General features: G+C 70.0%; 28 protein-coding genes and 1 pseudogene. All 29 read left to right on the top strand.

The features are described 5' to 3' along the window. On the top strand, positions 1 to 656 hold a 656-nt coding region (nadC, locus tag ACLQ2N_RS33690), incomplete at its 5' end, for a carboxylating nicotinate-nucleotide diphosphorylase (RefSeq protein ID WP_425819206.1). Next, a complete protein-coding gene (locus ACLQ2N_RS33685; RefSeq protein WP_425819204.1) occupies positions 644 to 1,504 on the top strand; it encodes a PhzF family phenazine biosynthesis protein in 861 nt (286 codons plus the stop codon). The genes nadC and ACLQ2N_RS33685, both read left to right, overlap by 13 nt. A gap of 138 nt (positions 1,505 to 1,642) precedes the next feature. Further along, positions 1,643 to 2,704, top strand: a pseudogene (locus ACLQ2N_RS33680) (hypothetical protein); the annotation flags it as partial. 43 nt (positions 2,705 to 2,747) lie between these two features. After that, positions 2,748 to 2,969, top strand: a complete 222-nt coding sequence (locus ACLQ2N_RS33675; protein ID WP_425819222.1) for a hypothetical protein — start codon at positions 2,748 to 2,750, stop codon at positions 2,967 to 2,969. Positions 2,970 to 3,138: 169 nt separating this feature from the next. Continuing rightward, positions 3,139 to 4,281: an AAA family ATPase gene (locus ACLQ2N_RS33670; protein WP_425819220.1), complete on the top strand. Its 1,143-nt coding sequence runs from the start codon at positions 3,139 to 3,141 to the stop codon at positions 4,279 to 4,281. Further along, positions 4,278 to 6,074: a hypothetical protein gene (locus ACLQ2N_RS33665; protein ID WP_425819202.1), complete on the top strand. Its 1,797-nt coding sequence runs from the start codon at positions 4,278 to 4,280 to the stop codon at positions 6,072 to 6,074. Before ACLQ2N_RS33670 ends, ACLQ2N_RS33665 begins: the two co-directional genes overlap by 4 nt. Before the next feature lie 50 nt (positions 6,075 to 6,124). Beyond that, a complete protein-coding gene (locus ACLQ2N_RS33660) occupies positions 6,125 to 6,598 on the top strand; it encodes a hypothetical protein (protein ID WP_425819200.1) in 474 nt (157 codons plus the stop codon). Between the two features lie 93 nt (positions 6,599 to 6,691). After that, entirely contained in the window at positions 6,692 to 7,117 is a 426-nt protein-coding gene (locus ACLQ2N_RS33655; RefSeq protein ID WP_425819198.1) for a hypothetical protein, read from the top strand. Continuing rightward, positions 7,114 to 7,938 carry a relaxase/mobilization nuclease gene (locus ACLQ2N_RS33650; RefSeq protein ID WP_425819196.1) on the top strand — a complete coding sequence of 275 codons (825 nt, stop codon included), beginning with the start codon at positions 7,114 to 7,116 and terminating at the stop codon, positions 7,936 to 7,938. Before ACLQ2N_RS33655 ends, ACLQ2N_RS33650 begins: the two co-directional genes overlap by 4 nt. 32 nt (positions 7,939 to 7,970) lie before the next feature. Beyond that, positions 7,971 to 8,645, top strand: coding sequence for a hypothetical protein (locus tag ACLQ2N_RS33645; protein ID WP_425819194.1), 675 nt, complete (start codon positions 7,971 to 7,973; stop codon positions 8,643 to 8,645). A 23-nt stretch (positions 8,646 to 8,668) separates the two neighbouring features. Further along, a complete protein-coding gene (locus tag ACLQ2N_RS33640) occupies positions 8,669 to 9,430 on the top strand; it encodes a hypothetical protein (protein ID WP_425819192.1) in 762 nt (253 codons plus the stop codon). 60 nt (positions 9,431 to 9,490) lie between these two features. After that, entirely contained in the window at positions 9,491 to 9,733 is a 243-nt protein-coding gene (locus tag ACLQ2N_RS33635) for a hypothetical protein (protein ID WP_425819190.1), read from the top strand. Between the two features lie 44 nt (positions 9,734 to 9,777). After that, complete coding sequence (locus ACLQ2N_RS33630; protein ID WP_425819188.1) at positions 9,778 to 10,161, top strand: hypothetical protein; 384 nt, start codon at positions 9,778 to 9,780, stop codon at positions 10,159 to 10,161. Next, positions 10,158 to 10,961: a DUF317 domain-containing protein gene (locus ACLQ2N_RS33625; protein WP_425819186.1), complete on the top strand. Its 804-nt coding sequence runs from the start codon at positions 10,158 to 10,160 to the stop codon at positions 10,959 to 10,961. Before ACLQ2N_RS33630 ends, ACLQ2N_RS33625 begins: the two co-directional genes overlap by 4 nt. A 96-nt stretch (positions 10,962 to 11,057) precedes the next feature. Further along, a complete protein-coding gene (locus ACLQ2N_RS33620; RefSeq protein ID WP_425819184.1) occupies positions 11,058 to 11,879 on the top strand; it encodes a DUF317 domain-containing protein in 822 nt (273 codons plus the stop codon). 6 nt (positions 11,880 to 11,885) lie between these two features. Then, the gene (locus tag ACLQ2N_RS33615) at positions 11,886 to 12,464 is read left to right on the top strand and encodes a hypothetical protein (protein WP_425819182.1); all 579 of its coding nucleotides are present in this window, start codon (positions 11,886 to 11,888) and stop codon (positions 12,462 to 12,464) included. Continuing rightward, positions 12,461 to 13,225 carry a DUF317 domain-containing protein gene (locus tag ACLQ2N_RS33610; RefSeq protein WP_425819180.1) on the top strand — a complete coding sequence of 255 codons (765 nt, stop codon included), beginning with the start codon at positions 12,461 to 12,463 and terminating at the stop codon, positions 13,223 to 13,225. Before ACLQ2N_RS33615 ends, ACLQ2N_RS33610 begins: the two co-directional genes overlap by 4 nt. 33 nt (positions 13,226 to 13,258) lie before the next feature. Next, complete coding sequence (locus tag ACLQ2N_RS33605; RefSeq protein ID WP_425819178.1) at positions 13,259 to 15,046, top strand: type IV secretory system conjugative DNA transfer family protein; 1,788 nt, start codon at positions 13,259 to 13,261, stop codon at positions 15,044 to 15,046. Continuing rightward, complete coding sequence (locus ACLQ2N_RS33600) at positions 15,043 to 15,588, top strand: XF1762 family protein (RefSeq protein WP_425819176.1); 546 nt, start codon at positions 15,043 to 15,045, stop codon at positions 15,586 to 15,588. The genes ACLQ2N_RS33605 and ACLQ2N_RS33600 overlap by 4 nt, the downstream gene beginning before the upstream one ends. Further along, a complete protein-coding gene (locus ACLQ2N_RS33595; protein ID WP_425819174.1) occupies positions 15,585 to 15,884 on the top strand; it encodes a hypothetical protein in 300 nt (99 codons plus the stop codon). The genes ACLQ2N_RS33600 and ACLQ2N_RS33595 overlap by 4 nt, the downstream gene beginning before the upstream one ends. Next, positions 15,881 to 16,636, top strand: coding sequence for a hypothetical protein (locus tag ACLQ2N_RS33590; protein ID WP_425819172.1), 756 nt, complete (start codon positions 15,881 to 15,883; stop codon positions 16,634 to 16,636). The genes ACLQ2N_RS33595 and ACLQ2N_RS33590 overlap by 4 nt, the downstream gene beginning before the upstream one ends. Before the next feature lie 13 nt (positions 16,637 to 16,649). Further along, positions 16,650 to 16,952: a hypothetical protein gene (locus ACLQ2N_RS33585; protein ID WP_425819170.1), complete on the top strand. Its 303-nt coding sequence runs from the start codon at positions 16,650 to 16,652 to the stop codon at positions 16,950 to 16,952. Continuing rightward, entirely contained in the window at positions 16,927 to 17,430 is a 504-nt protein-coding gene (locus ACLQ2N_RS33580; protein WP_425819168.1) for a hypothetical protein, read from the top strand. Before ACLQ2N_RS33585 ends, ACLQ2N_RS33580 begins: the two co-directional genes overlap by 26 nt. A gap of 89 nt (positions 17,431 to 17,519) precedes the next feature. Beyond that, positions 17,520 to 18,443, top strand: a complete 924-nt coding sequence (locus ACLQ2N_RS33575; protein ID WP_425819218.1) for a hypothetical protein — start codon at positions 17,520 to 17,522, stop codon at positions 18,441 to 18,443. A 44-nt stretch (positions 18,444 to 18,487) separates the two neighbouring features. Next, entirely contained in the window at positions 18,488 to 19,075 is a 588-nt protein-coding gene (locus tag ACLQ2N_RS33570; RefSeq protein ID WP_425819166.1) for a hypothetical protein, read from the top strand. A gap of 16 nt (positions 19,076 to 19,091) precedes the next feature. Further along, positions 19,092 to 20,306 carry a DNA cytosine methyltransferase gene (locus ACLQ2N_RS33565; RefSeq protein ID WP_425819164.1) on the top strand — a complete coding sequence of 405 codons (1,215 nt, stop codon included), beginning with the start codon at positions 19,092 to 19,094 and terminating at the stop codon, positions 20,304 to 20,306. Continuing rightward, positions 20,306 to 21,409: a DnaB-like helicase N-terminal domain-containing protein gene (locus tag ACLQ2N_RS33560; RefSeq protein WP_425819162.1), complete on the top strand. Its 1,104-nt coding sequence runs from the start codon at positions 20,306 to 20,308 to the stop codon at positions 21,407 to 21,409. Before ACLQ2N_RS33565 ends, ACLQ2N_RS33560 begins: the two co-directional genes overlap by 1 nt. Positions 21,410 to 21,746: 337 nt before the next feature. Beyond that, positions 21,747 to 22,832, top strand: a complete 1,086-nt coding sequence (locus tag ACLQ2N_RS33555) for a DUF317 domain-containing protein (RefSeq protein WP_425819216.1) — start codon at positions 21,747 to 21,749, stop codon at positions 22,830 to 22,832. A 206-nt stretch (positions 22,833 to 23,038) separates the two neighbouring features. Next, positions 23,039 to 24,400 carry a DUF317 domain-containing protein gene (locus tag ACLQ2N_RS33550; RefSeq protein WP_425819160.1) on the top strand — a complete coding sequence of 454 codons (1,362 nt, stop codon included), beginning with the start codon at positions 23,039 to 23,041 and terminating at the stop codon, positions 24,398 to 24,400. Positions 24,401 to 24,548: the final 148 nt, after the last annotated feature.

Here is a 24,548-nt window from a genome sequence, read left to right as displayed (position 1 = left end):
GGCTGACCGGCGACGATGTCCTGGTGCGCCTGTCCGGCTCGGCGCGCAGCCTGATCACCGGGGAGCGTACGGCGCTGAACTTCCTGCAGCGCATGTGCGGCATCGCGACGCTCACCGACCGCTACGTCCAGGCCGTGGCCGGGACCGAGGCTCGCATCCTGGACACCCGCAAAACGGCGCCGGGCCTGCGCGCTCTGGACAAGTACGCGGTGACCGTCGGCGGCGGCCGCAACCACCGGCTCAACCTCGCCGCGATGGTGCTGCTCAAGGAGAACCACATCGCCGCGGCAGGCGGCGTGACCACCGCGATCGACGCGGTCCGGCGCGGGATGGCGCACACCGGGCAGAAGGTGGAGACCGATGTCGAGGTGCAGACCGTGGCGCAGGCCGTTCAGGCCCTCGACGCCGGGGCCCGCTGGATCATGCTCGACAACATGCCGGTAGCCGACATCGAAATGGTCGTGAAAATCCGGGCCGAGCGTGCCGACGCCTCCCGGATCCTGCTGGAAGCCTCGGGCGCCGTCCGTCTGGACAGCGTCCGCGCCATCGCCGAGACGGGAGTCGACCTCATCTCGGTCGGCGCGTTGACGCACAGCGCGCCCGCGCTGGACCTGACGATGCTGCTGACGACCGACCCGGTGCCATGCCCGAGGTAGTGGTCATCGACGCGTGTCAGCGGCAGGGCCGGGGCGGCAGCCCGACCGCCGTTCTCGACGAAGCGTCGTTCACCGACGAGGAGCGATGCCGCATTCCCGGGGAACTGGGCACTTCGCACGCCGTCTTCATCCGTGCCACCGGAGTTGAGCGCGGCCGTCCCTCGTACTCGCTCCGGTTCTTCACCGCCGAAGGCGAACTGCCTGCCTGCGGCCACGGAACCGTCGCGGCCCTGGCGCTGCTCGCCATACGCGAAGGCGGCAGCGACCACCACGCCGTGCTGTGTACGACGAGCCGCAGCTTCGAAGGCTGGGCCATCCGAAACCGCGACAGCGTGACAGCGTCATTCGACCCGGGCCCGGTGAACCTGCGCGTCGCCCAGGCACCCGAGCTAAGGGCGGTCACAGCCGGCCTCGGCCTGGCTGACGAAGCCGTCGTCGGCAACGCCTGCGTGGCCTCGAATGGGCGGCCGAGGCTTCTCCTGCCAGTCCGATCGCGCGCCGCGTTGGCCGACCTCTCCCCAGACTTCGCCCTGCTACGTGCCGCCTGCGACCGCTACGGCCTGTTGGGCTGCTACGCCTACTCGATCCCGGACCGGCACGGCCGGGCAGCCGCTCGGATGTTCGCCCCGTCGATCGGCGTCCCCGAGGACATCGCCAACGCCAACAGCACAGCCTGCCTGGCCGCGCACATGGCCCGATTCGGCACGGACCGCCTCACCGTCGACATGGGCGATCTCCTCGGCAACCCATCCACCATCACGGCAACCATCGACAACACCCACCTGGAACACCCAGTCCGAGTTGGGGGCCAAGCAACTCTCGCACGAACAGTCGTGCGTCAAGCTTGAGGTTTGACGTCCACCCAGTTCGTCCGCCTTCCCGCCGCGTCTCGCGCAACTTGCAGTAACCGCGGATTTGGGTCAGACCGGCCGCGGTGGGGCCGGGGGGTTACTGGAGGGTGGCCGCCGGCGCGTTGATCCCACAGCACGCGTGATCGCCATGGCCGTACCGTCCACCCCAGCGCTGCGGAAGCCGCGCGGGCCCGCCGCGATAAAGCTGCGGTGGAGGCGTACCGCGCCCATCTCGCCCCGCACGCCGAGGCCCTCCTCGATGTCGCCCGACTCGTGCTCGACGAGCTGCCACCGGCCCGGCACCTGGCGGGGTGGCGAGCCGCACTGGACGGCCTGGCCGCCTCCACCGCCGAGATCCGCCGTGTCCTCCGACTGGTCGACCCCGGCTCCGGTGACGAGCGTGCTCAGCACGCGGCCTTGTGGCCCCACCTCACCGTCTGGGCGGACCACGGCTATATCGCCAGCAACCTGGCCGACCAGCACGACGGCGGCCGGCATCAGACAAGTCCGCTGACCGACGAGGAACGGCAGAGTTGGACCGAGAGGGCCGTGGCCGCGCAGCGGCGCGGGGAGCTGGAGCTGACCGAGTCGTGGTACGCGGCCGACGGGCAGCTGATCACCCTCGCCTACCTGGTCGAAGACGACGATTCCACGGTGGTCGCGCTACGCGGCGACCCGGGCGTACCCGGCTGGCAGGTCATCGGGCACTACACCCATGAGTACGAGGCGGGCCAGGACCTGCCCGCTCCCGTCCCGCCCGGCGTCCTGCACCCGGACCACTCCCGGCACAACCGCCCCGCACCGGCGCCGGAGATGTCCCTGCAGGACCTCGTCCGCGATGTCGTCGAAGGTCGAACCGCCGGTGACGCATCGAACGCTCTTCTCGGCGCCGTCCAACGCGGCTTCGCCGCCGGTCCCATGATCCGGCTGCAGGAACTCCTGGAGACGAGCGCGCAGTTCGCCAGTGCTCTGGAGACCGCTCAAGGCCGGCAGACCGCCGCCCGGCTCACCACGCTGGGCCGCCAGATCGCGTTCCTCACCCGCGAGGTCCAGGAGGCGGCCGAGGACCTTGGAGCGACGGTCGCCGTCCTCCCCCCGCATCGCACCCCCGCTCCGCGCGCACGACCGCGCCCCTCCGTGGCCACCTCACCACCCGTGCCGCCGCCCCTCGCCGGCAGGCCCGCCCGCCACCACTGACAGGAAATCCACCGTGCCCGAAGAAGCACCAGCAGAGCCGTTCATCCCGATCCGGCACAGCATCACCGGCGAGATCACCACCACCCGCTACAACGCAGCAGCCCGGCGACTCCTGCTCCAGTCCGGCTTCGAAGAGGCGCCGGGGTGCGCCTGCCGAGCGACGGAACTTGGTACGGAGCGGACGCGCGGGGCTGCTCAGAAGCCAGGGAGCTGCTCGTCATCGACCGTCGCGTGCGCCTGGGCCGAGCCCTCGGTCGGCCGATGAGCGCCACCGGGACACCCCGGTTGCCGTGGTCGCCAACGTCGGCACAGTCCATAACCCATGCATCGCAAACTCCGCCCGCACTCAGATCTGTTGAAGGACCCGCGTTTTGACCACACCCGAACCGCCTACCAGCCCAACGCGCACCAAGGGCGGTGAACTACGGGTCAAAGTGGCCCGGCTGCTGGCCAACCGAACAGCGGATGCGCTCACCATCGGGGACATGGCCCGGCAGCTGGGCCACTCCCACGGCGCCGTCCGCAACGCCGCCCTCACCCTGGTGCGACGCGGCGAGGCGAACCAAAGCGGGACCGGGCAGCCGGAGTTCCGCGCGAACGCGCAAACTGCCGCAGCCGCGCGGATCGCTGTGATCAGCCGGCCGGGCACCCACGCTCCCCGTGCCCGGGCGGCCTCGGCCCGCACGACCATTCCCGCAGCAGCCAAGCCGAAGCAGGCCGGCCCGATCCGCCGGGCGGGGGGCCAGGTCTACCATCCCCGGGAGCTGGCCGATCTGCCCGACGTCGAGGCGCTCAACCGGTTGCGGGACGCCGACGTGCCGGTGCTGCTCTACGGCCCTCCGGGCACCGGCAAGACGTCGTTGGTGGAGGCGGCGTTCCCGGACCTGCTCACCGTCGCCGGTGACGGCGACACCACGGTCGGCGACCTGATCGGCGAGTACACACAGGCCGACAGCGGAGGCTACGTCTTCCAGTACGGTCCGCTGGTCACCGCGATGACCGAGGGCCGTGCCCTGTTGATCGATGACGCGACCCTCATCTCGCCGAAGGTGTTGGCGGCGCTGTATCCCGCGATGGACGGGCGCCGGCAGATCCAGGTCAAGGCCCACAAGGGCGAGACCATCAAGGCCGAGCCGGGCTTCTACGTGGTAGCGGGCCACAATCCGGGCGTCCACGGTGCGGTGTTGACGGAGGCGTTGTCGTCCCGGTTCAGCGTGCAGATCCAGATCGGCACGGACTATGACCTCGCCAAGGCGCTGAGGATCGATGCCCGGGTGGTCCGGGTCGCACAACACCTCGCTCGCCAGGTCGAACTGGGTGAGCTGGGCTGGGCCCCCCAGCTGCGAGAGCTGCTCAGCTACCAGAAGACCGAGGCCGTCCTCGGCACCAAGGCCGCATTGGCGAACCTGGTCGGCATCGCCCCTGTGGAGGATCGCGACGCCGTCGCCGACGCCGTCATCAAGACCGTCGGCGTGCCGAAGGTGGCGCCTCTCACCCTCGGCAAGCAGCTCCCCGCCTCAGCTGCCCGGCAGCCCCCCGGCAGCACCGGCTCTGCACTCCGGGGCCGCTCGCGATGAGTGCCCACCACCACGTCCAGCCCCCCGCCACCCGTGACGACGACGCCGACCTCGCGCGCTGGGACGACGACGGCGCCCCGCCCGCGCAACCCCGATCCTCCCCGAACGCATGGCTGCGCGTGGGCGCGGAACTCGGTGATCGGCTGGTCGCCCTCTCCGGCCGCAACGACCTCCTCGTCATCTGCCGCCCCGGCACGCGCAGCGGCGCGCCCGCCGCCTACTTCCCCGACCGGGGCGAGGTCGAGTTCGACGCCCGCTTGTTCGCCCCGCTACAGCCCCACGACATCCATCCGCGGATCGTGGGCGACGAGGAGCGGTATCCCGCCGCCTGGGGCGTTTTCGTTCACGAAGGTGCTCACGCGGCCCACTCCATCTGGACACCGCCTGCCGGAGCCGACCCCCGTGTTGTCGAGGCCGCGCTCCTGCTGGAGGAGAGCCGTGTCGAGGGTGCACACCTGATCACCCGGCCCACGGACCGCACGTACCTGCGCACCAGCGCCCGAACCCTGGTCATGCCCGACATCGCCCACCCCACCCTCCAGGGCATCGAGCACGCCGCCTCCGTGGCAGCCCTGATCCTCGGCCGCCGTGACGTCGGGATCCTGGACACCGGAGAAACCAAGGCGGTCGCCGATCTGTGCGAACAGGTACTGGGCGCAGACCTGCTGGCCACCCTCACCCGCATCTGGAGAGACGTCCACCAGGTCGCCGACCACGACGCCCCGACCATGCTCGCGCACGCTCAGCAGTGGTGCGACGCTCTGGACGCCGCGACCCCCACCAGGCCCGTGCCACCGGGTCTCGCCGATCTGCTGTCCGGCGCCGCGCGGATCGTCATGGACAGCACGGCAGCCACCGACGCCGCCGACCTCGCGGCACAGGAGGCAGCGGCAAACGCTGTAGCCACGCGCTCCAAGGCGCAGGCTCGGGACCGCGCCCAGCGGGCCGGCCAGCGACGCCGAGCTGCCGCCACCGCCAAGTCGGTCTTCAACACCCGTGGCACCACCGTCACCCCCGACGGCCGACCGGCGCCCTCCGACAACCCGGTCACCGGCACCCGCAGGCCCACCGCCGCCGAAAAGAGCGCCGCCGCGCGCCTGAGCCGCGCCCTGCGTGCCGCCGCATACCGCGAGCGGACAGAGGAGCGGACCACCAGCCCCACCCCGCCCGGCCGCCTCAACATGCGGGCGGCTCTCGCCCGCGACGCCCAGCTCGCGGCCGGATCGGCCCCCACGGCGGAACCCTTCACGCAGACCCGTCGCCGGAACTCCCCCACCCCACCGCTGCGAGTGGGGATCGCCGTCGACGTCTCCGGCTCCATGCGTGCCGCCTGCGCGCCCGTCGCGTCCGCTGCCTGGATCGTGGCACGCGCAGCAGCCCTGACCGACCCCGACTCCCTCACCGCCACCATCGCCTACGACAAGCACCTGACCGCACTGGCCCGACCCACCCACCGCGCACCAGAGCGCGTCACGAACTTCAAGGCCAACGGCGGCGCCCACAACCTCGGCGACGCCATCGACGCACTCGACCACGGCCTGGAACTCAGCCGTCCCGGCCCCGGCCGCCTCCTCGTCATCGTCTCCGACGCCCACTACGCCAGCGACGAAACCGCTCAGGCCGTCACCCGCGTCAAGCAGCTCACAACCGCCGGCTGCGCCGTACTCCAGCTCACCCTCACCGCGGAGTCACGCCACTTGCCGGGAACCACCTTGCTGCACCTGGACCAGCCCTCCAGCGCTCCCGCCGCCATCGCCACGGCGGCCACAGACGCCATCCGCAGAACACGCTGAAACGAAGACAGAAAGCAGGAATAACCATCGCAATCCGTACACAGTGGACCGTGGAGCACACCTGCTCCCACCAGGTCGTTCATGACCTGTCCGGCCGCCCGGCCGACAAGCGGGCAGGCTTCGCACGATGGCTCGCGGCGAAGGACTGCACCGACTGCTGGAAGGCGGCGCGCGACGCCGACATCGGTTCGAAGGAGCAGTGGCTCGCGGCCAAGCGGGCCGCCGAGCAGGAGAAGGCCACAGCGTGGGCGAAGCAGTTCGACATGCCGCCGCTCGACGGCCCGGAGAAGACCCTGGCCTGGGGTGAGCGCTCCCGCCACCAGCTGATGACGGCCGCCCACACCACGTTGGTCATCGAGGGGAGTTGGGACGAGGCGAACTGGGCGGAGCTGGAGGAAAGGGCCCGGGGCATCAGCCGTGCCGGATGGTGGATCGACCAGCGCGACGCCGACGGCTCGGACCTGGTCGAACTGCTCGACGCAGCGGGTGACACCGACCGTTCGACGGAGAACCCGTTCCGCTGATCGCGGGGACCATAACCGGGAATCGGCGGTTAGCCAAACCGGCGTTCCTCCGGACTATTGATGGTCCCACCCCGCCACCTGCGGAAGGACCTCATGTCCCAGCCCCCTCGCACCTCGGCGTTCGCGCCGCCTCCCGATCCGCTCACTCCCGGGCGGCACATCACGCACGCGCACTTCCAGGCCGGTGACACCGTCGTCGTTCTCAAGGGGGTGGTCGGCGGTGAGTTGTGGGGCGACTCGATGCGTGTGGTCGCCCCGTCCTGGCACACCCCGACCGACGAAGACGGGTGGCGGGTGCGGGATGCGACCGGAGGAGCACAGTCCTACGTCACCGCCCACCCCCGCTACCTCGTGCACCTCTCTCGTCGCTGCCCTGACTGCCTGATCCACCTCCGGGCCATGGAGGACGTTCTCCTGGCGAAGTTCGCCGGCCGGGAGGAACTGATCGACTGCGGCTGGTACACCACCACCGCCCTGGGCCAGATGGTTCATGTCGCCGACATGCGAGGCGGCCGGTGATTCCCCACCTGCACGAACCGGTGTACATCCCGCACAGCCTGATCGCTGAGGCACTCGGACACTCGGTCTCCTCCCCCGAAGACCTGGCGGAGCACGCGGTCGTTGCCGCCTGGCCGGGGCTGGACCGCTACACCCTGGACGAGGAGCAGTGGACCTGGACGGCCAGGCAGTGGGCCGAGCACCTACAGGACCCCTACCTGGAACATCCCTTCGCTGCGAGCCCGGACGGTGACCGGCACGCGATCCTCCACCTCGAAGTCGATCTCCATCCGGACGACCGGGCACTGACCAGACGCTGGTGGTCCGAGATTGCTCACCGTCTCGCTCGAACCGCGACCATCGAACTGCCCGGCAAGGGGAGCGTGGGCTGCCGGTGGGTTGCCTTCCAGGCTCTGCCCGGGCGCCTCGATCTGATCGCGAACCTGATCACCCACGACGGTTCCTGGCACTCCCTTCCCGACGACGTCCTCGAACACTTGGACGCCGAGGCGCGCCTCATCGAGCATGACCTCGGCCTGACCCCCTCCCGCGCTGCGCGGCGGCCGGCCCCCTCCCCGACGGCACTGCTCGCGAGCGTCCTCGCGCAACTCGCCGACGAGCACACCGGCCCCCTGGTCGCGGTCCGCGGGCTCATCGAGCACACCGCGCACCGGACCGCTCACCAGCCCGATGCAGCCGACACCACCCACAGCCTGCTGCTGCTCGCCCGCCGCGTCTACGCCATCCAGGAAGACCTTGGCCGCACCGCGACTCGGCTGGCCAAGCCCGCGGCAGCCGTCGCACCACCCGCCGCCCGGCGCTCAGCCCACCGATCACCATAGGAGAAACGTCCCTGCCCCGCATCGACCGCTGCGTGGTCATCCGCCGCGACCCGGATTCCGAGGAACTCCTCGCCCGCGACGGCGACTCACAAGCACACAGCATCCTCCAACGGGCCGGCTTCGTCCCCGTCGTACGCGTTCACGAGAGCTACCACCGCGTCCCCGCCGGCCTAGCCGCCAAGGACGAGGACCGTCTGGCCACCGAAGCTGTCGCTCATCTCCGGACTCAGGGGTACCACGTGGTCTGCGACACCGAGTTCGACACCGACAACCGGCTGGCCAGCTATCTGCCGCCCAGCTCCTCCGTCGCGCACCTTGCCGACCTCATCGGTGAGGCCACCACCACGGACGAGGCGGCCGACGCCCTGACCGAGCTGACCGTTCCCCACGACGGCATCCTCACCGCAGTCGAGGAAGTCCTCATCGCCACCGCGGACTTCTACGACGGGCTCGGAGAACCACCCGACCCGCACATCGCCCGGCGGCTGCGCTACCTCGCCGACGAGGTCCTCCGCAACATCCGCACCGACCTCTCCGACGCCCGCACCCAGCTCGCCGACCGGCACGCCCCTCACCCCCGCCGCAGCACATGCGCCCAGGCGGTCCCGGCCAACGAACACGAACGCTCCGCCGTGTGCGCCTGCCCGCCCCCGCCGCGCACGCTCCCGGCCCCGCCGCCCCCGGTGGCCGTCGGCCTGCACCGCTGACTCCCATACCGCCCAAGGACACCATGTACGACCACAACGAAACCGCCGATCGCCTCGCCTCCTACGCCGACGTACTCGCCGGCGAACTCCCCGGCACCTGGACCAGCACCCACATTCCCGCGGACGCCAAGGACGATCTCGCCGAACTCACCGACTGGATCTGGGACCTGGACCTGATCGCTGCCGCACTCGCCGAGCACCCGCTCCAGCAAGCGGCCCTCCTGAGTCGCCCGGACGGCGCCCAGCTCGTCCTTCTGGACCGGCACGACGAACGCGACGGGTTCCTCATCGCCGCCGTCGCGCCCCGCGCCCTGCCCGACGAGGCGTACCGCGCCGTCCCCGAGCCCCACGGAATAGCCCTGCTCGACGACCCGTTCCTGAGCGCGGAACAGGTTGACGGCGATCTCCTCGCCCGCTACGACACCGCGCTCGCCCAGGTCCGCAACAACGCCCTCGGCGGTACCCAGACCTCCCAGCCGGACCGGATCGTCCTGACCTGGCAGATCGACGGCAGCATCGCCACCGCGCCCGTCGACCACCGTGCCGACGAGATCCTGCTGGCCCACGGCTTCGTCCAGGACCCACACGACGGCATTTACCGGCTCAACGGCGACGACACCCAGGCACAGGCCCGCGCCCTGCGCAGCATCGGCCCTCACCTGGAGGCGGTCGGTATCGACACCGGCCTGCAGCACGCCGCGGTCCGGACCGCGCCCACCGCCACCCCGGCCTCCGCCCCACCGGCTCCGGCGGCTGCCCGCACCCCGTCGGTCCGCAGACGATGACATAGCTGGAGCCCGAGCGGCCTAGCCCACGGTGGGGCCAGATCCCCACGGCTCTCGGACATGGCCGGCTCCCTGACCAGGGCTGCTCAAGTGGTCGATCACGCCCGCACCCACGCCGCCCGCCACAGCGCCCCGTCCCCGGAGAAGCCCGTACTGCCCCGCACGCCTCCGCCTATCAGCCCCCGGCTCAAACCCCGGCTGGCGACAGCCCGGTTCCGCCACTACCTGCGCACCTGCGTCCTGACCGGCCCCGACCGCACGTCCCTCCTGGCCGCCACCCAGCCAGGAGGCCGTCCTCGCTGAGACGCAGCGCCACCGCCCCCACCAGTCCACCGCCCCGGAGGAGCATGTCCCACCCCGCCCCCTACCCGATAGGGCTGGCCAACGAGATCACCCGGCAGCTCCACCTGCTCGCTGACCACCTCGCCCAGCTCCCTCCTCAGCAAGCGACGCAGGTCATCGCGCGCCTCCTCGACCCGGACGACGGCCTGCTCAACGGCGTCACCGGACTCCTCTCCGTGAGCAGCACGTTCGCCAAGGGCCAGGCCGAGCGCGGTGTGCTACCGGCCGAAGTGTGGCTGGCTCTGGGCCGGGCGACCAACGACCTCGACGCCATCGGCGAAGACCTCGACGAACACCGCACCTCTCTCCGCCGTCTCGGCACCCAGCCCGCAACCGGCTCGGCAACGCCCCCAACACCCGCGCCGCTCGTCGTGCGGAGGCACCGGTGAAGCGAAGCCAGCGGGGCCAGGGCTGGGGCCCCGAGCATCCCGAACAGCACTACCTCGTCCAGCCCCGAGCAGTGGCTGGGGGCGGCGACATCCGGCACGTCTCCGAATACCTGCGCGCGTCAGGATGGCGGGACAGGTCCAAGAAGCGCGGCCCGTTGCTCATGGAGAGCCCGGACCGCACCCTGCGCGTCGCCTACGACCCCCACGGGCAGCCCGGCGGATGGACGATCCACAGCAAGGCAACCCGGGCCACCGAGGAGTGGTCGGCGAACCTGGGCCGGCAGACCCCCGTGGAGATCGTCGCCGGCATCACCGACGCCCTCCCGCTTCCCCGGTCCGCCCACGCCCCGAACGTCTGGGCTCCGCTGGCCGAAAGCGGCTGGCACGCGCGGTTCGAAGGCACCAGCTATGCGGCGACCAGCCCGGACGGCACCGCATGGCTGCAATACCGCCAGGACGCCGACGGAACAGCGATGTGGTGGACCGGAGCCAACGACACCCAGGGCAACAGCTGGACCGGTGCCTTCACACCAACCACGCCTCTACACGTAGTACAAGCCTTCACCACCCAACTCGCCTCCCCGGAACCAGTGATGCGCCCGCGGGGGCGCGTCCCGCACAGCTCGAAGATCCGCACCTGGTCGGTCTCCGTCACCCCTTCCCAGCTCGGCGCCTGGCAGCAAGCCCGCATCAACGCCGCACGCGCCGCCACCTGGGCCCGTAACACCGCACGATCGGCCCGGCCTTCCACCTCGGCACCGCCCTACGCCCACGCCGGCGGGGCTCGCACCCGACGTTGATCCCGGCGCCGGCCATCACAGGAGGCCCGTGCCCCACCTCGTACTCGACACCACCCTCCGCCGCAGGCCGGGTCTCACCGAGCCGGAGCCTGCCCGATGCCGCTGACCGAGCGACTGCATGCCGCCTTCGCGCGCACGCACGCTACGCAACTCCTGCACGACACCAGTCCGCGTCACCTCGCCGGCCCCGGGGACGCCCGCCACGTCACCCACGGCCTGGCCGCCGCCGGATGGACCCGCACGTCCGACCCGCTCAGCCCCGAGATCGTGCTCCGCAGCCCGGACCACCGCTACACCACACGGTTCGATCCGCAGTCCGCCACCGGCGCATGGTGGCGGCTCACAGCCGAACCCGCCAGCCCCGAGCCCGGCTGGTACGCCGAGTTCGGCGAACTCGTACCCGCCGAAATCCTGTCTCGATTCACCGACGCCCTCGTCCTCCCCGTCCCCGACGAGAGCCCCGTCGATCCCTTCCAGATCCTGGGGTGGGAAGGATGGGTCATCGAGTCATCCAGCACCGCTCACTCCCTCGACGGGATGTGCCACGTCCGCCGTCCGACAGAAGCCGGTAAGTGGACGTGGGAGGCGTCGTGGCGGGTGGACACCTGCTCGCCGGGTCACGGCACCCCCATGGGCCCGTCGATCTGGCACGCGGTCCTGCCCGACGCGGTCCCAGCGCACCTGATCGGCGCGTTCATCACCGCCCTTGCTGACCCCGAGCCGCTCCAGCGTGGGATGTACGAGCGGCTTGGTCACCACAGCGCCGTACACGTACGCAGCCAGGTTCGTCCGGAGCAGGTGGTCGAGGCCCACGCCTCGCGTCTCCGGACGATCCGGGCCCGCGTGCGGTCATCTCGTCGCCAGCAGGAATCCCCCGTAACGAGCCCCGCACCCAGCCGCCGGGTCCCCCGTCGCTGACCCGATATGAATGGATCCACCATCACCTTCGATCACCGCGCACACCGTGAGTTCCTCGGCCGTCTCAGGACCTACCTGAGGGACGGCCAGAGGATCCTCGACGCATGGAATGCCTACTCCGACGAGCACACCGACCTGGACGGCTGGCCCCACGACAGCCACGCGTACGGCCTGCGTGCCAGCCGGCGTGACGCCGACACCCACACTGCGTTCGAACCTCTCCGCGACGGGGCCCGCCATCTCCTCGGCACGGTCGAGACGCAACTGGCCCTACTGCCAGAGGGCCAGGTACAAAGCCGCTGGGTGTACCAGCTCGGTCTTCTCACCACAGCCCTGGACCGGCTCGACGAGCTGGACCAGCAGTGGCTGGAAACGCAGGACTCCCTTCCCTCCGTGACGCCCGGCACCCCGGCGTACGAGGACGCGCTCGCCGAACACCACGCCGAGGAGTGGCATGCCCTCGATGAATGGACCACCCACGGCAAGACGATCCTCGAAGTCAACGCGGCTGCCCGCAAAGCCCCTTCACCGCTGGCACCCCGCCCGGCCCTCGCACCCACTCCTCGAAGCCGAGCACGCGCATGAGCACCGCGCCCGAAACCGTCGAAGTGACCTTCGTCGCCCCACGCCATCTCGCAGGCGGCGGCGACCCCGCCTGGATCACCGTCCCTCTGCATCGCGCATGCGGCTGGAGCCACGGCCAGGACCCGCTGATGCCCCGGGTGCTGCTCTCCAGCCCCGACCAAACGGCGTTCCTGCGCCTGGAGCCCGACCCTGGCGGCCAGTGGTGGAGGCTCCTCCACGCGGCCGAGCAGGACCAGCCTGCCTGGTACGCCAGCTTCGGCGGCCACACTCCGGTCGAACTGATCGCCGCGGTCACCGATGCGCTCACCGACCCTGCGCCCGCGGGTGTCGGGTCCAATCCGTACGACCCGCTCGCCGAGGCGGGCTGGATTCCGGTGGACGGCCGTCAGGCGTACATCTCCCTCGACGACACCGTACGAGTGGAGCGGATCAACGCCAGCGGATCATGGCACATCACCGTGTCCGTGGACGACCGGCCGGTCTGGGCGGCCCGCTTCGACGAGCACGCCCCCGTACACCTGGTCACGCAGTTCACCACGGCGCTCGCCGATGTGAAGCCCCTCTGGCGTACGGACGGCGTGGAAAGAATGCCGACCCTTAACCCTGCCCTCGTGAACCGGCGGTTCATCGACGTGCCTGTCGCCTACGTCGCCGCGGCGCTGGAAGGGCGCGTCGATGCCCTAGCAGCCCGAGGCCCCGCACCGTCAGCGAATCAGCAGCCCTCACCGCCGGCACCGCGCATAAGCCCTCGCCGCCGCTGACCGCCTCCATCCCCTCCCGTACAGAAGCCGCTCTTGCCCCCTTCCTCCTCCACCAGCACCGACGGGTACGACCTCGTCCTGCGTCTGATGGCCGGCGCCCTCGCTGTCGTCGTTCCCCTCGCCAACCTGGCCTGGCTGTCCGGCAACGCCACCGCTGCCCTCACCGGCACCCGCCCGGCCCCCTACCGCCCGACCGACGCCCTGTTCCACCCCGAGCAGGTCTGGCCCGACGCAGGAGAAACGCCCCTGCTCATCGGCGCCCGTATCGTCCCCATCGCACTGCTCCTGGCTCTCGGAGCCGGCGCGGGTCTCCTGTGGGCGCGGCACAAGTCCCGCGCCGGCGGCCGGAAGAAGATCACCGACATGGCCAAGCCCCGGGACATCGAGCCCCTGCTGGCCAAGCAGATCACCGACAAGGCGCGCGCCCTGCGTCCCAGCCTTAAGGCCAGCAAGACCCTCGACGCGAAGGACACCGGCGTCCTTCTCGGCACCCTTCAGGGCACCCGCCACGAGGTGCGGATGGGCTTCGAGGACGTCGCCGTGGCCATCATGGCGCCGCGCTCCGGGAAGACGACCAGTCTCGCCATCCCTTCGATTCTCGCCGCGCCCGGGCCGGTACTGCTGACGTCCAACAAGGCGGCCGGCGACGCTTACACCGCCACGCAGGAGGCCCGCGCCGCCGTGGGGCGGGTGTGGACGATGGACCCGCAACAGATAGCGCACGCCGACCGGAAGATGTGGTGGAACCCGCTTTCAGGCGCCACCACTCTAGAAGGGGCCAACCGGCTGGCCGGGCACTTCCTCGCCGCCTCGGTGGACGCCTCCCAGCAGGGCGACTTCTGGTCCAAGGCCGGCAGCAACATCCTGGCCCAGCTGCTCCTGGCCGCGGCGCTCGACGACCGGCCGATCACCGACATCATGCAGTGGCTCGCCTTCCCCGCCGACCGCACCCCGCTCGACATCCTGCGCGACCACGAATACACCGCCGTCGCCGCTCAGCTCAAGGGCACCGTCGAAGGCCCCCCGGAGACACGCGACGGGATCTACGAAACCGCCAGGCAGTACTCCTCCGCCCTGCTGAACAGCGAGATCGCCGCGTGGGTGACACCCCAGCAAGACGTCTCCGAGTTCAAGCCCGCCGACTTCGTCACCTCCACCGACACCCTGTTCCTGCTCAGCAAGGATGGCGGTGGCGGAGCAAGCGCCCTGATCGCCGCATGCGCAGACTCGGTGATGCGCGCCGCCACCACCCAGGCAGAGCGGGCGGGGGGACGCCTCGATCCCCCCATGCTCGCGATTCTCGACGAAGCGGCAAACGTCTGCAAAATCCAAGACCTCCCGGATTTGTACTCCCACTTGGGCAGCCGCGGGATCATCCCCATCACCATCCTCCAGTCGTACAGGCAGGGGCAGAAGGTCTGGGGGGACGCGGGGATGGACGCCATGTGGTCGGCCTCAACCGTCAAGGTCATCGGCAGCGGGATCGACGACCCCGACTTCGCGGACAAGCTGAGCCGCCTCATCGGTGATCATGACGTGGAGACCACCTCCACCTCCCACTCCGAGTCCGGGAAGTCCACCTCCGTCAGCATGCGCCAGGAGCGCATCCTGCCGCCCGACGCCATCCGCGCACTGCCCAAGGGCACAGCCCTCCTGTTCGCGACCGGCCTGCGCGCCGCCATGCTCGACCTGCGGCCCTGGTACCTGGAGCCGCAAGCGGAGGAACTCGCTGCGGCGTCCGCCCGGGCGTCGAAGGCGATCACCGCACGGGCCATCGCCAAGCACGCCCCGGTCCAGGCGGACTTCAAGAAGGCCGCGTGAGCCCCCGACTGCATCTCGTACCGGTCCGCTCCCGTGATGCGAAGGACTTCGTCCGCGCCTGGCACCGGCACCATCCGCCGCCTGCGGGCCAGGTCTTCGCCATCGGCACCGCCGACGAGACCGGCATCCTGCACGCCGTGGCCATCGCCGGACGGCCCGTGGCCCGCCACTACGACAACGGCTCCACCCTCGAAGTCACACGTTTCGCCACCGACGGCACCCGCGACGCGAACTCGCTGCTCCTCGGGGCGGCGTGGCGGGCGGCCAAGGCGCTCGGATACACGCGTCTGATCACCTTCACCCAGGCAGGCGAGAGCGGCGCGTCCCTGCGCGGCGCGGGCTGGCGCCTGATCGCCGAGCGCCCTGCCCGGACCGGATGGCACACCCCCTCCCGCCCTCGCCCCGGTCACGGCAACGACCACACGGCCCGCTTCCTATGGGAAGCCCCTGCATCACACCACCGGAGAAGCCCTGAGCCTGCTCGACCCACGCGACCTGGATGGAGACAATGCGCTCCCTGGCCCACGCCCTTGATGCGGTGATCGCCGACATGTACGACCACCCCATCACCACCGCTCACCTCGGTAAGGCCATCGCCCACTACACCCAGACGCTCGTTCCGCTCGTGTACCTCCCCATCGCGAAGCAAGAGACCCGGCAGGAGCAACAGCTCGCTACCGGGCACCGCGGCACGCTGCACATGCACCTCGACGGTGTGCGAGAGGCCCTGGCCGATGCAAGCAATGCGCTGACGCCCCAGCAGCCAGCCACCTCGGCCACTCCGTTCGCGACCGCTCCGAAGCCGCCACACGCCCCAGGGCCCAGGGGCCGGTCATGACGGCATCGTCCGACGGTCTCCTCTTCGACGTGACCGCCTCCCCGACACCAGTGGTCGACAGGCTGCTCCGGCTCGCCGACCAGTACGTGCAGCACAACGACGCCATGGACCGCTACCTGATCCCCGGTAAGCACGCCGAGCCCGACGCCCACGCCGAATCCGCCCGCGCGCTGACCGCAGCGACGGGCGCCGCCCTCCGGACGGTCCTCGCGGAGCGGCTCTACGAGGGCGCCGGATTGGCGGACGCACTGCTTCGCCTCCGCCACATGGCCTTCCTGAGCAACGCCTCCACCGAACAGAGCCCGCAGGAGGCGCGCAGGTTGACCGCACTCGCCCCGGCGGACGCCGTGGACATCGCCGACACCGTTGCCCGTGAGATCCGCCGCCGGTCCAGGGGCATCCCAATCGCCCCGGTCTCGGAACTGGTCGCTACGCATCGCAGCGTCCTGCGGGAAATCGCCTGCGGGCACGTCGCGGTCAGCACCGCCCTTGGTCGACAGTACGTCCACTGCCACACCACGCCCGTGCGGATCAGCGCCCTGCGGAAACTGAAGAGCAACGGCCTGACCGAACGTGCCGCAAGCTCGACACCCTCCGTGTACGCACCAGGCGGGCTGGAGGACCGGATCCGTCTCACCGCAGCCGGCACCACCGCCCTGGCCTCCGCCCTCGGCAGCTCCCCGACCACCCGCCCGAACGCGGTAGCAGCACCCGCCCCGGCCGCCGCGTCCACACCCACCCGGAAACGCTGACCTCTGAAACACCATGGCCGAATCCACCCTGCCGGAAGAACTCCTCCTGCTCGCCGCCGACTTCACCCGGCACAACGACTCCCTGTCCGCGCTGAACGGCTCCAGCCCGTCCAACCTGTTGACCGAACAGACGGTGCTCACCCAGAACCTGGCCAAGTCCGCGCTGCACGCGCGGGAAGTTCTCGCCGCCTGCCCCGTTCTACCGCAGCACCGCAGTCCGAGACGTAGACGCCCGAATTCGGCAGCTGGCGCACCTGGCAACGAACGCGGCACAACTCCTCATCGACGCGGTGGACATCATGGTCGCCGCCGGTGACGGCACCCCCATCGACAGGAGATCGTTCCTGGACTTCAAGCACTCGGCCGAAACCGCCGAGCGCCTCGACGTGGTCAAGGGTCTGACCCGTCTCGGGGCCCAGGACGCCTTCGACGCGGCCGAGATGTATGTCGCGGAGAGTCGTCTTCGAGGTACGCCTCCCCCGTACCGGCCCCTGTCGCTCTCCTCCACGCAGAGCCGGGCTCTTCGCGCCGTCGCTCGCGGTGAAGTCACCGTTCGCATGGGACGTCCGTGCATCCGTGACGGCCAGGTCGCTGCCACCACGCTCCGCTCCCTGGAGACCGGCGGCCTGGTGTTCCGGGAACTGAGTCCTCGGCCAGTCCACGACGAGCGCTTCCAGCTCACCCGGGACGGACGCCACGGGCTGATCGCCGGCTTTGGCCGTCCGCAGCAAGCGGCCACACCCCGTCCTGCCGGCAGGCAGCTCACACCCCCGACGCGCACCCGATCCGTCTAGAGGCCGCGCAGACGGGCGAACCGGTCCCGTCCCCCGTGCTGGGCACCGGCCCCGCCCCAACGACCACCCCTTCTCCCCAAGGACAGAGAATCTCCGATCAGCCCCAGTTCTGCGCACTTTCCCTAGGCGCCGGCGTCCAGTCCAGCACTCTCCTCGCCCTGTCAGCCGACGGCATCCTGCCGAAGGTCGACTACGCGATCTTCGCCGACACCGGGTGGGAGCCAAAGGCCGTATACGCACACTTGGACCGCCTGGAGCGGGAGATAGCCGAACCCGCCGGAATTCCCGTGCTCCGCGTATCCTCCGGGAATATTCGCGACGATGCGCTGAACCCGCACCACCGATTCGCCTCGATGCCCCTCCACATCCTCAACCAGGACGGGCGTCCAGGAATGACGCGAAGGCAGTGCACCGGCGAATATAAGATAAAACCGATCAAACAGAAGGTTCGCGAACTGCTCGGCTACCCCTACCCCGCACGCATACCCAAGGGGATCCACGTCGAGCAGTGGGTAGGCATTTCTACCGATGAATTCCATCGCGCCAAGGACGCCGACGTAAAGTACATGCGCAACCGACATCCACTTCTGGATCTTGACTGGAGCAGAAGCGACTGCATTCACTATCTGACGTCACTCGGCCTGGCCGATACCCCGAAATCCAGCTGCCTCGGCTGCCCTTTCCACGGAAATTCCCAGTGGCGCCATATCCGTGACACCTCTCCCATGGAGTGGGAGGACGTTGTGGAATTCGATACGGCTATCCGGAAGGGAAATGCGCGCGCCAACGAGGCGGGCAACCGGCTGCTGGGCCAGGCGTTCTTGCACCGCTCGCGCGTACCGCTCGACCAGGCCCCGATCGACCACGTCACTGCCGCCGAATGGGCCGCCCTGCAGCCGCAGCTCACCGACCAGGAGGAGCTGCTGGAGCACGGCGTCGTCGACGGCTGCTCGCCCTGGGCCTGCCGCGGCGAAGCCGAGCCGTCACAGGACGGGTTCGACCTCACCGCGTAACCGCAGACCACGACAGAAGATCCCTTGGAGCACCCCTGACCGATATGAGCGAGGCCCTTGACCTCCACGACATGGCCAGCAAGATCGCACGCGCGCGCTTCCGCCTTCGCGCCCTGCACCCCCCGTCAATTCCCAGCGTGAAAACTGTCTGCGAAATTCTCGACGACTTGTCCGATATCACTGCCGCAGCAAACCGACAGCTAAAGAACTTCTCCGAGTTCGCATCCCCCGGCGAGAAAATATCATTCTCCGCCTACTGCCATGTGCTCGATTCTGCAGGCGAGTGCATAACCGAGCTCGGCAGGGTGAACGCGGCAGTCCTGGACTACCACTTCCGGGCGAAGGACATTCAGGTGAAGCTAGCAGCGGCCAGAGGGGACAGCGGCAGCAGGGATGATCTTAAGGCGGCACGACAGGACGCGAGTGAATACGTCTTCTCCGGGTGCGAGGTAGCGAACGCTTTTCTGAAAACGCTGGAAGGCGAACTTCATCGCACGGCGATGAGTTTGACTCCCTCCGCTGACAGCCCCCCACTCGGAGCATCCAATGTCCGTCAGGATCGCCCAGGTCTCACCTCCGCCGCCCCTCCGGCACCCTCCGTGACTGCTTCTCGAACAACGAAGGGACGGTGACCAACTGGCCGGTACCTTGATAATTGACCTATTTGCCGGCCCCGGCGGCTGGAGTCACGCACTGGCAACCCTGGGGGTAAACGACGTAGGTCTTGAGTGGGACCAATGGGCGTGTAAAACAAGGTCCTTGGCCAGCCAGGTGACGATCCGGACCGACGTGGCCATGTATCCGACGCGTCCCTTCGTCGGCCGTACGCGCGGGCTGATCGCCTCCCCGCCGTGCCAGGCGTGGAGCCGGGCCGGCAAGCGCCTCGGCCTGGTGGACCAGCGGCTCGTCCACCAGGCGGTCACTGACCTCGCCGCCGGTAGGGACACCCGCGAACGCCTCCTCGCTGAGTGCCGCGACGAGCGCTCCCTGCTCGCCGCCGAGCCCATGCGCTACCTGTACGCCCTGAACACCGTCGGGGACCCGGAGTGGGTGGTCATGGAGGAGGTGCCGGACGTGTTGCCGTTGTGGAGGCAGTACACGAGCATCCTGCGCCGGTGGGGTTTCTCCGCCTGGTGCGGAATCCTCAACGCGGCCGACTTCGGCGTGCCGCAGACCCGGCGGCGCGCGATCCTCCTCGCCTCCCGAACCCGTTCCGCGCAGCCGCCCTCGCCCACGCACGCCCAACACGAAGAATCGGAGAGCCTGTTCGGGCCCGGCCGTGCCCGTTGGGTCAGCATGGCCGAAGCCCTCGGCTGGGGCGCCACCGCCCGGCCCGTCCCCACCGTGTGCGCCGGTGGCGGGAGCGGGGGCGGCCCGGAGCCCTTCCCGTCCGGCTCCCGCAAGGCCCTGTCCACCGCCCGGGACCACGGCGCCTGGCTCCCCCAGCCGGACACCGTCCCCCGGCCCCACCGACATGGGGGCCGGCTCGCCGACGGGGCCGGCCGCTGGGACTGGTCGTTGCGTAGCAACAACCAGGTGCACGCCACCGTCCGCTCGCTGTCCGAGCCGGCGGGCACGCTGTTCTTCGGTCACCGGAGCAACGAGTGCACCTGGGTCGCGCAGCCCGCTCCGACACTCGACGAGTCGGGAACGCGAGCGGCGCCGGCGCCGGAGCCGATCCGGATCACCGCCCAGGAGGCCGGCATCCTGCAGACGTTCCCCGCGAACTACCCCTGGTCCGGGAACCAGAGCGCGCGGTTCTCCCAGATCGGCAACGCCGTGCCCCCGCTCCTCGCGGGACACCTCCTGGCACCGCACCTCGGCGTCCCACTCGACCCCACCGACTTCGCCCTCGCCGCCTGATGCCCCATACCCCAGCACCCCACCCTGACGAACTCGCCCCCGTCGTACCGCCGCCCCCGGTGTTCCACGCCGAGCAAGCCCTCCTCGGAGCCCTCCTGCGCGAACCTCACCGACTCGGCGACGTGACCGGCATCGGCCCCGACTCCTTCTCCACCACCGCTCACGCCGCCGTGTGGGCCGCGATCACCGCCATGCCGGCACCCGACCCCGCCACCCACGCGAAGGACACCATCTGGCACACCGCGGTCCTCGCCGCCGCACGCGAACACGCACGGGGGCTGACACCCACCTACCTCCACACCCTCATCCAGCAGTGCTCCTGGCCCAGCCACGCACCGGCATACGCCCGCATGATCGAAGCCGACCACTCCCGCCGCCGCCTGAAGTCGGCCGCCGGACACCTCCTTCGCACCGTCCACGACACCGCTCTCCCCCATCGCGTGCAGACCACGCTCGCCGAGGCCGACGCCGTGGCCGCCGTCGTGGACGACATCGCCAACCGCTTCCCCCCACGCGCGGGCGTGCGACATCCCCCAGCCGTGGACCCGGCCCCCCTCCCGCTCGATGCCGAGGCAATCGGGGAAGAGCAGCTGCTGCTCGCGACGGCCACCGCCCACCCCGACACGATCGCCGCTATGCCGTGGCTGCTCCCCGACGACTTCGTCCTGCCGCTGCACGCCGGCCTCTGGCAGACGCTGTCCCTCCTCGCCCGCCGCCAAGCCCCTGTCGACCCCGTCACCGTCCTCTGGGAAGCCCAGCAACACGGGGTGCTGGATGACAGGACCCCTCCCCGCGACGTCCTGGAGCTGCTGAGCGAAACGTCCGGGGCCGCGGAGTACTGGGCCGAGCGCGTCCTGGAGCGCTCCCTGCTGGCCACCGCCGACCGCACCGTCCAGCGCATCGAGGCATACGCCGCGGCTCCGGCCACCACGCCCTTCCAGCTCGTGGTCGGCGCCCGCCGAGCGCTCGCCGACCTCGGCGCCGTACGAACCCGCTGGCAGTACGCCACCGGAACCGGACCGCCGCCACGGCCTCGCCCGGCAACCGCCGCGCGTGCGGGCCCTCCGACCACGGCTGCGCGCCCCGCACGCGCCACCCGATAACCCCCGCCCCGGACCACCGGCCATGCAGGTCGAGTCCCCGGGAGAAGAGACGCCGCCACACCGTGCCTGACCCCATCGACGCCTTCGTCATCCTCGCCCCCCACCCGAAGCACCGCCTCGCCGTCACCGCCGAACTGGACGGCTCCCAGGCCCATATCGCCCGCGCGGCGCTGCAGGCCGCCGGGTGGGCCACCGTCACCGACACCCTCCTCGTCCTGGCCCGCATCGACCACGAGGAGCCCTACTGGGCCAAGCAGGCCGCCAAACGGCTGATCGCCGAAGGCATCACCGTTGAGATCGCCCCACGACTCAGCGCAGCCATGAACCAGGAGAGGACATGGGCCGGCTACCTGGACCGCGGCCTCACCCCCGGCCAGGTTCGCGCGCGCTCCGACCGAGCGCAGAAGATCCACGACGACATCCTTCACGGGGAACTCGTCATCCACGCCCACGCCCACGACGGCCACGACATGGCCTCGGTCGGCACCTACCGCACCTCCCGCAACAGCAGATCCGTCCACCTCCTGGGAGAGAATCACCTGCGCAGGGTGACCGCGCACTTCGACTCCCCGGCCCAGGCCATGCGCGCCTTCGAAGAGACCCACGCCCACCGGATGCACCCCGGCCCGGCGCCCCTGACGTACATCGAACGAGAGGCGGCGCAGGCCCGCAGCAGCCTGGCCGCCCCCGTACCGGACAAGTCGACGGCGCCCCTCCCGGAGCCGGAGGCCGTCCCTGTCTACGCGGCCGATCCCGGCAACTACGACGCTCTGCTCGACGATTTCCTCGATGCACACGACGCCTGGCACAAGTGGCGGCCCCGCGACGAAAGCACCTATGCGGTGCACGAGTCCCAGACCCTGCGCATCGAGCGCATCCACGAGCCGCAGGCGAGAATTCGTGGACCGTCGCCGGGTACGAGTCACCTGTCTCCGACCGCATGTGGCACCTGGCCTTCCCCGACACCACACCCGAGCCAGTAGTCCGAACGCTCCTGGACAGCCTCGCCAGCGGCGACCACGACCTTGCGCTCGGCAGTCCCATCACGGCGAAGACCGTCGCTCAGGCCATCGCGCCCCTCACCCAGGCCGGATGGGAGAACACCATCGACGGTCGCTGCATCCGCTGGGCCAGCCCCCACGCCGGCGTACAGCTCGACACCTTCGCCGCCCAGAATCCCTACCTCAACCCCACCTGGCTCATCTGGGCCGGGCCCGACCCCCAGCAGGCCACCTGGGTCGTACACGCCTCGGCATACACCCCCGCACAGGTACTCACGGAACTCGTCGAATGCCTCGCCCCGGAACTCGGGCAGGTGAACGACAGCCCCACAACTCGCGGTTTCAGTCACCCACTTGAGGCCAGTGTCACACTCCCGGCCGCTCCGACCGCGATCAAGGCACCGCCCGGCCGCCAACCCTGACTGCTCCGCAGGAGCCGACGAGCATGAAGCCACTGCGTGACGCTGCGCACCTGCCCGAACGGGGCACGCGCAGCCGCCCGCGCTTCGCCGAGCCTGCGCGCCGAACCGCGGCACGACTATTCCACGCGAGCAACCCGGCAGCTCCTTAACGGCGCTGCTGGCCGGACCCGACCGTCCGGCCACCGACGGAAGAGACCAGCCCCCCCATGACCTCACCCATCGACGCGCACGTCCGCTTCGATACTCACCCCACCCACCCGACCGCCGTGGCGGCCGTACTGACCGGCACGCAAGCCCATATCGCCCTCACAGCCCTGGAAGCCGCCGACTGGAGCATCGTCGCCACCAACATCATGGTCCTGGCCCGCATCGACCACGAGGAGCCCTACTGGGCCAACGAGGCCGCCAGCCATCTGCTGGCCGAGGGCATCACCGTGAAAATCACCCCACGGCTCCAGGAAGCCATCGACGAGGAATGGACCTGGGCGAACTACCCCATGCCGTGGTGCAGTCGCAGCGAAGTACGCGAGGTCTCCAACCAGGCGCAGAAGATCCATGACGACATCCGCCACGGCCACCTGCTCATCCACGCCCACGCCCGCGACGCCCACACCACCGTCGCGGTCGGCACGTACCTCCACCGGAGCGGCAAGTCCGTCTACTTGCACGGTGAGGACCACCTCCGTCAGGTCGCGGACACCTTCGACTCGCCGGCAGAGGCACTGACGGCCTTCGAAAAGGCCCACGCCGCGACGATGCAGCCCGGGCCGGCGCCTCTGACGGACACCGAGCGCGCCGCCGCACAAGCACGCTCCGTCTTCGACGGCACTACGGCCAGAACCGAACCTTCCCGCCCCTCGTTGGAGACCGTCCCCGTCTACCTCGCCGATCCCGGCGACCACGAGACGCTCCTCAGCTCCTTCCTCGACTCAAACCCCGAGTTCGAGAAACGGCGCACCTGGTCGGACGAGGCGACGTACGCCATCCATGAATCCCAGACGCTGCGCATCGAACACATCCACAACATGGACGCCCGCGAGATCGCATGGACCGTGGCCGCCTTCGAAACCCCGGTCTCCGACCGCATGTGGCACCTGACCGCGACCGGCTCCACCCCCGCGCCCGTAGTACAGGAACTGCTGAACCACCTCGCCGACGGCGGCGGCTGGGACACCGCAGTCGGAGCCCCCGGGGACGAGAAGATGACCACGAAGGCCACGCAGCCGCTCTCCGACGCCGACTGGAAACACACCGTAGACGGGGTCCGGATGCGCTGGACGTCGCCCGCCGGGGACGCAGGCGTCCTCTTCGACGCTTTCCACGCCCAACAGCGGAGCCAGACCATGGCCACCTGGACCATCTGGGCCGGCTCGAACCCGGACCGGCCCACCTGGGCCGTCACCGCTTCCCCGCACGCACCGAATTCTCTCCTGGCCGATCTGTTCGAGACCCTTGCCCACGAAACCGGACTCCGCCGCCCCAAGGCCCCCGGCACCGGGCACCGGACGAGCCCCGCTTCTTCGTACCCAGCGGTCACGGTCAATACGGCCGGCAGCCGTACACGCTGATCATCGGCAGACACGAGCGGGGCAACATAGCGCGGGACCGCCGGTTAACCAAACCGGCGGTCCCGCGCATCATTGATAGTCCACCGCCACGTCCCACTCGCACGTCGAAAGGCATGACCCCACGACGACAGAACAGCCACGAAGCGGC

The sequence above is a fragment of the Streptomyces sp. DT224 genome, assembly GCF_049844595.1.
In the GTDB taxonomy this organism is placed as follows: Bacteria; Actinomycetota; Actinomycetes; order Streptomycetales; family Streptomycetaceae; genus Streptomyces.
Note: the sequence above shows the minus strand (reverse complement) of the source record. Positions and strands in the feature narration are given on the sequence as shown.

Excerpts from the sequence above, each read along its gene's own strand:
- ACLQ2N_RS33685 (WP_425819204.1), top strand. The coding sequence starts at position 644 with ATGCCCGAGGTAGTGGTCATCGACGCGTGTCAGCGGCAGGGCCGGGGC.
- ACLQ2N_RS33665 (WP_425819202.1), top strand. The coding sequence starts at position 4,278 with ATGAGTGCCCACCACCACGTCCAGCCCCCCGCCACCCGTGACGACGAC.
- ACLQ2N_RS33655 (WP_425819198.1), top strand. The coding sequence starts at position 6,692 with ATGTCCCAGCCCCCTCGCACCTCGGCGTTCGCGCCGCCTCCCGATCCG.
- ACLQ2N_RS33640 (WP_425819192.1), top strand. The coding sequence starts at position 8,669 with ATGTACGACCACAACGAAACCGCCGATCGCCTCGCCTCCTACGCCGAC.
- ACLQ2N_RS33635 (WP_425819190.1), top strand. The coding sequence starts at position 9,491 with ATGGCCGGCTCCCTGACCAGGGCTGCTCAAGTGGTCGATCACGCCCGC.
- ACLQ2N_RS33630 (WP_425819188.1), top strand. The coding sequence starts at position 9,778 with ATGTCCCACCCCGCCCCCTACCCGATAGGGCTGGCCAACGAGATCACC.
- ACLQ2N_RS33620 (WP_425819184.1), top strand. The coding sequence starts at position 11,058 with ATGCCGCTGACCGAGCGACTGCATGCCGCCTTCGCGCGCACGCACGCT.
- ACLQ2N_RS33615 (WP_425819182.1), top strand. The coding sequence starts at position 11,886 with ATGAATGGATCCACCATCACCTTCGATCACCGCGCACACCGTGAGTTC.
- ACLQ2N_RS33610 (WP_425819180.1), top strand. The coding sequence starts at position 12,461 with ATGAGCACCGCGCCCGAAACCGTCGAAGTGACCTTCGTCGCCCCACGC.
- ACLQ2N_RS33590 (WP_425819172.1), top strand. The coding sequence starts at position 15,881 with ATGACGGCATCGTCCGACGGTCTCCTCTTCGACGTGACCGCCTCCCCG.
- ACLQ2N_RS33585 (WP_425819170.1), top strand. The coding sequence starts at position 16,650 with ATGGCCGAATCCACCCTGCCGGAAGAACTCCTCCTGCTCGCCGCCGAC.
- ACLQ2N_RS33570 (WP_425819166.1), top strand. The coding sequence starts at position 18,488 with ATGAGCGAGGCCCTTGACCTCCACGACATGGCCAGCAAGATCGCACGC.
- ACLQ2N_RS33560 (WP_425819162.1), top strand. The coding sequence starts at position 20,306 with ATGCCCCATACCCCAGCACCCCACCCTGACGAACTCGCCCCCGTCGTA.
- ACLQ2N_RS33555 (WP_425819216.1), top strand. The coding sequence starts at position 21,747 with ATGGGCCGGCTACCTGGACCGCGGCCTCACCCCCGGCCAGGTTCGCGC.
- ACLQ2N_RS33550 (WP_425819160.1), top strand. The coding sequence starts at position 23,039 with ATGACCTCACCCATCGACGCGCACGTCCGCTTCGATACTCACCCCACC.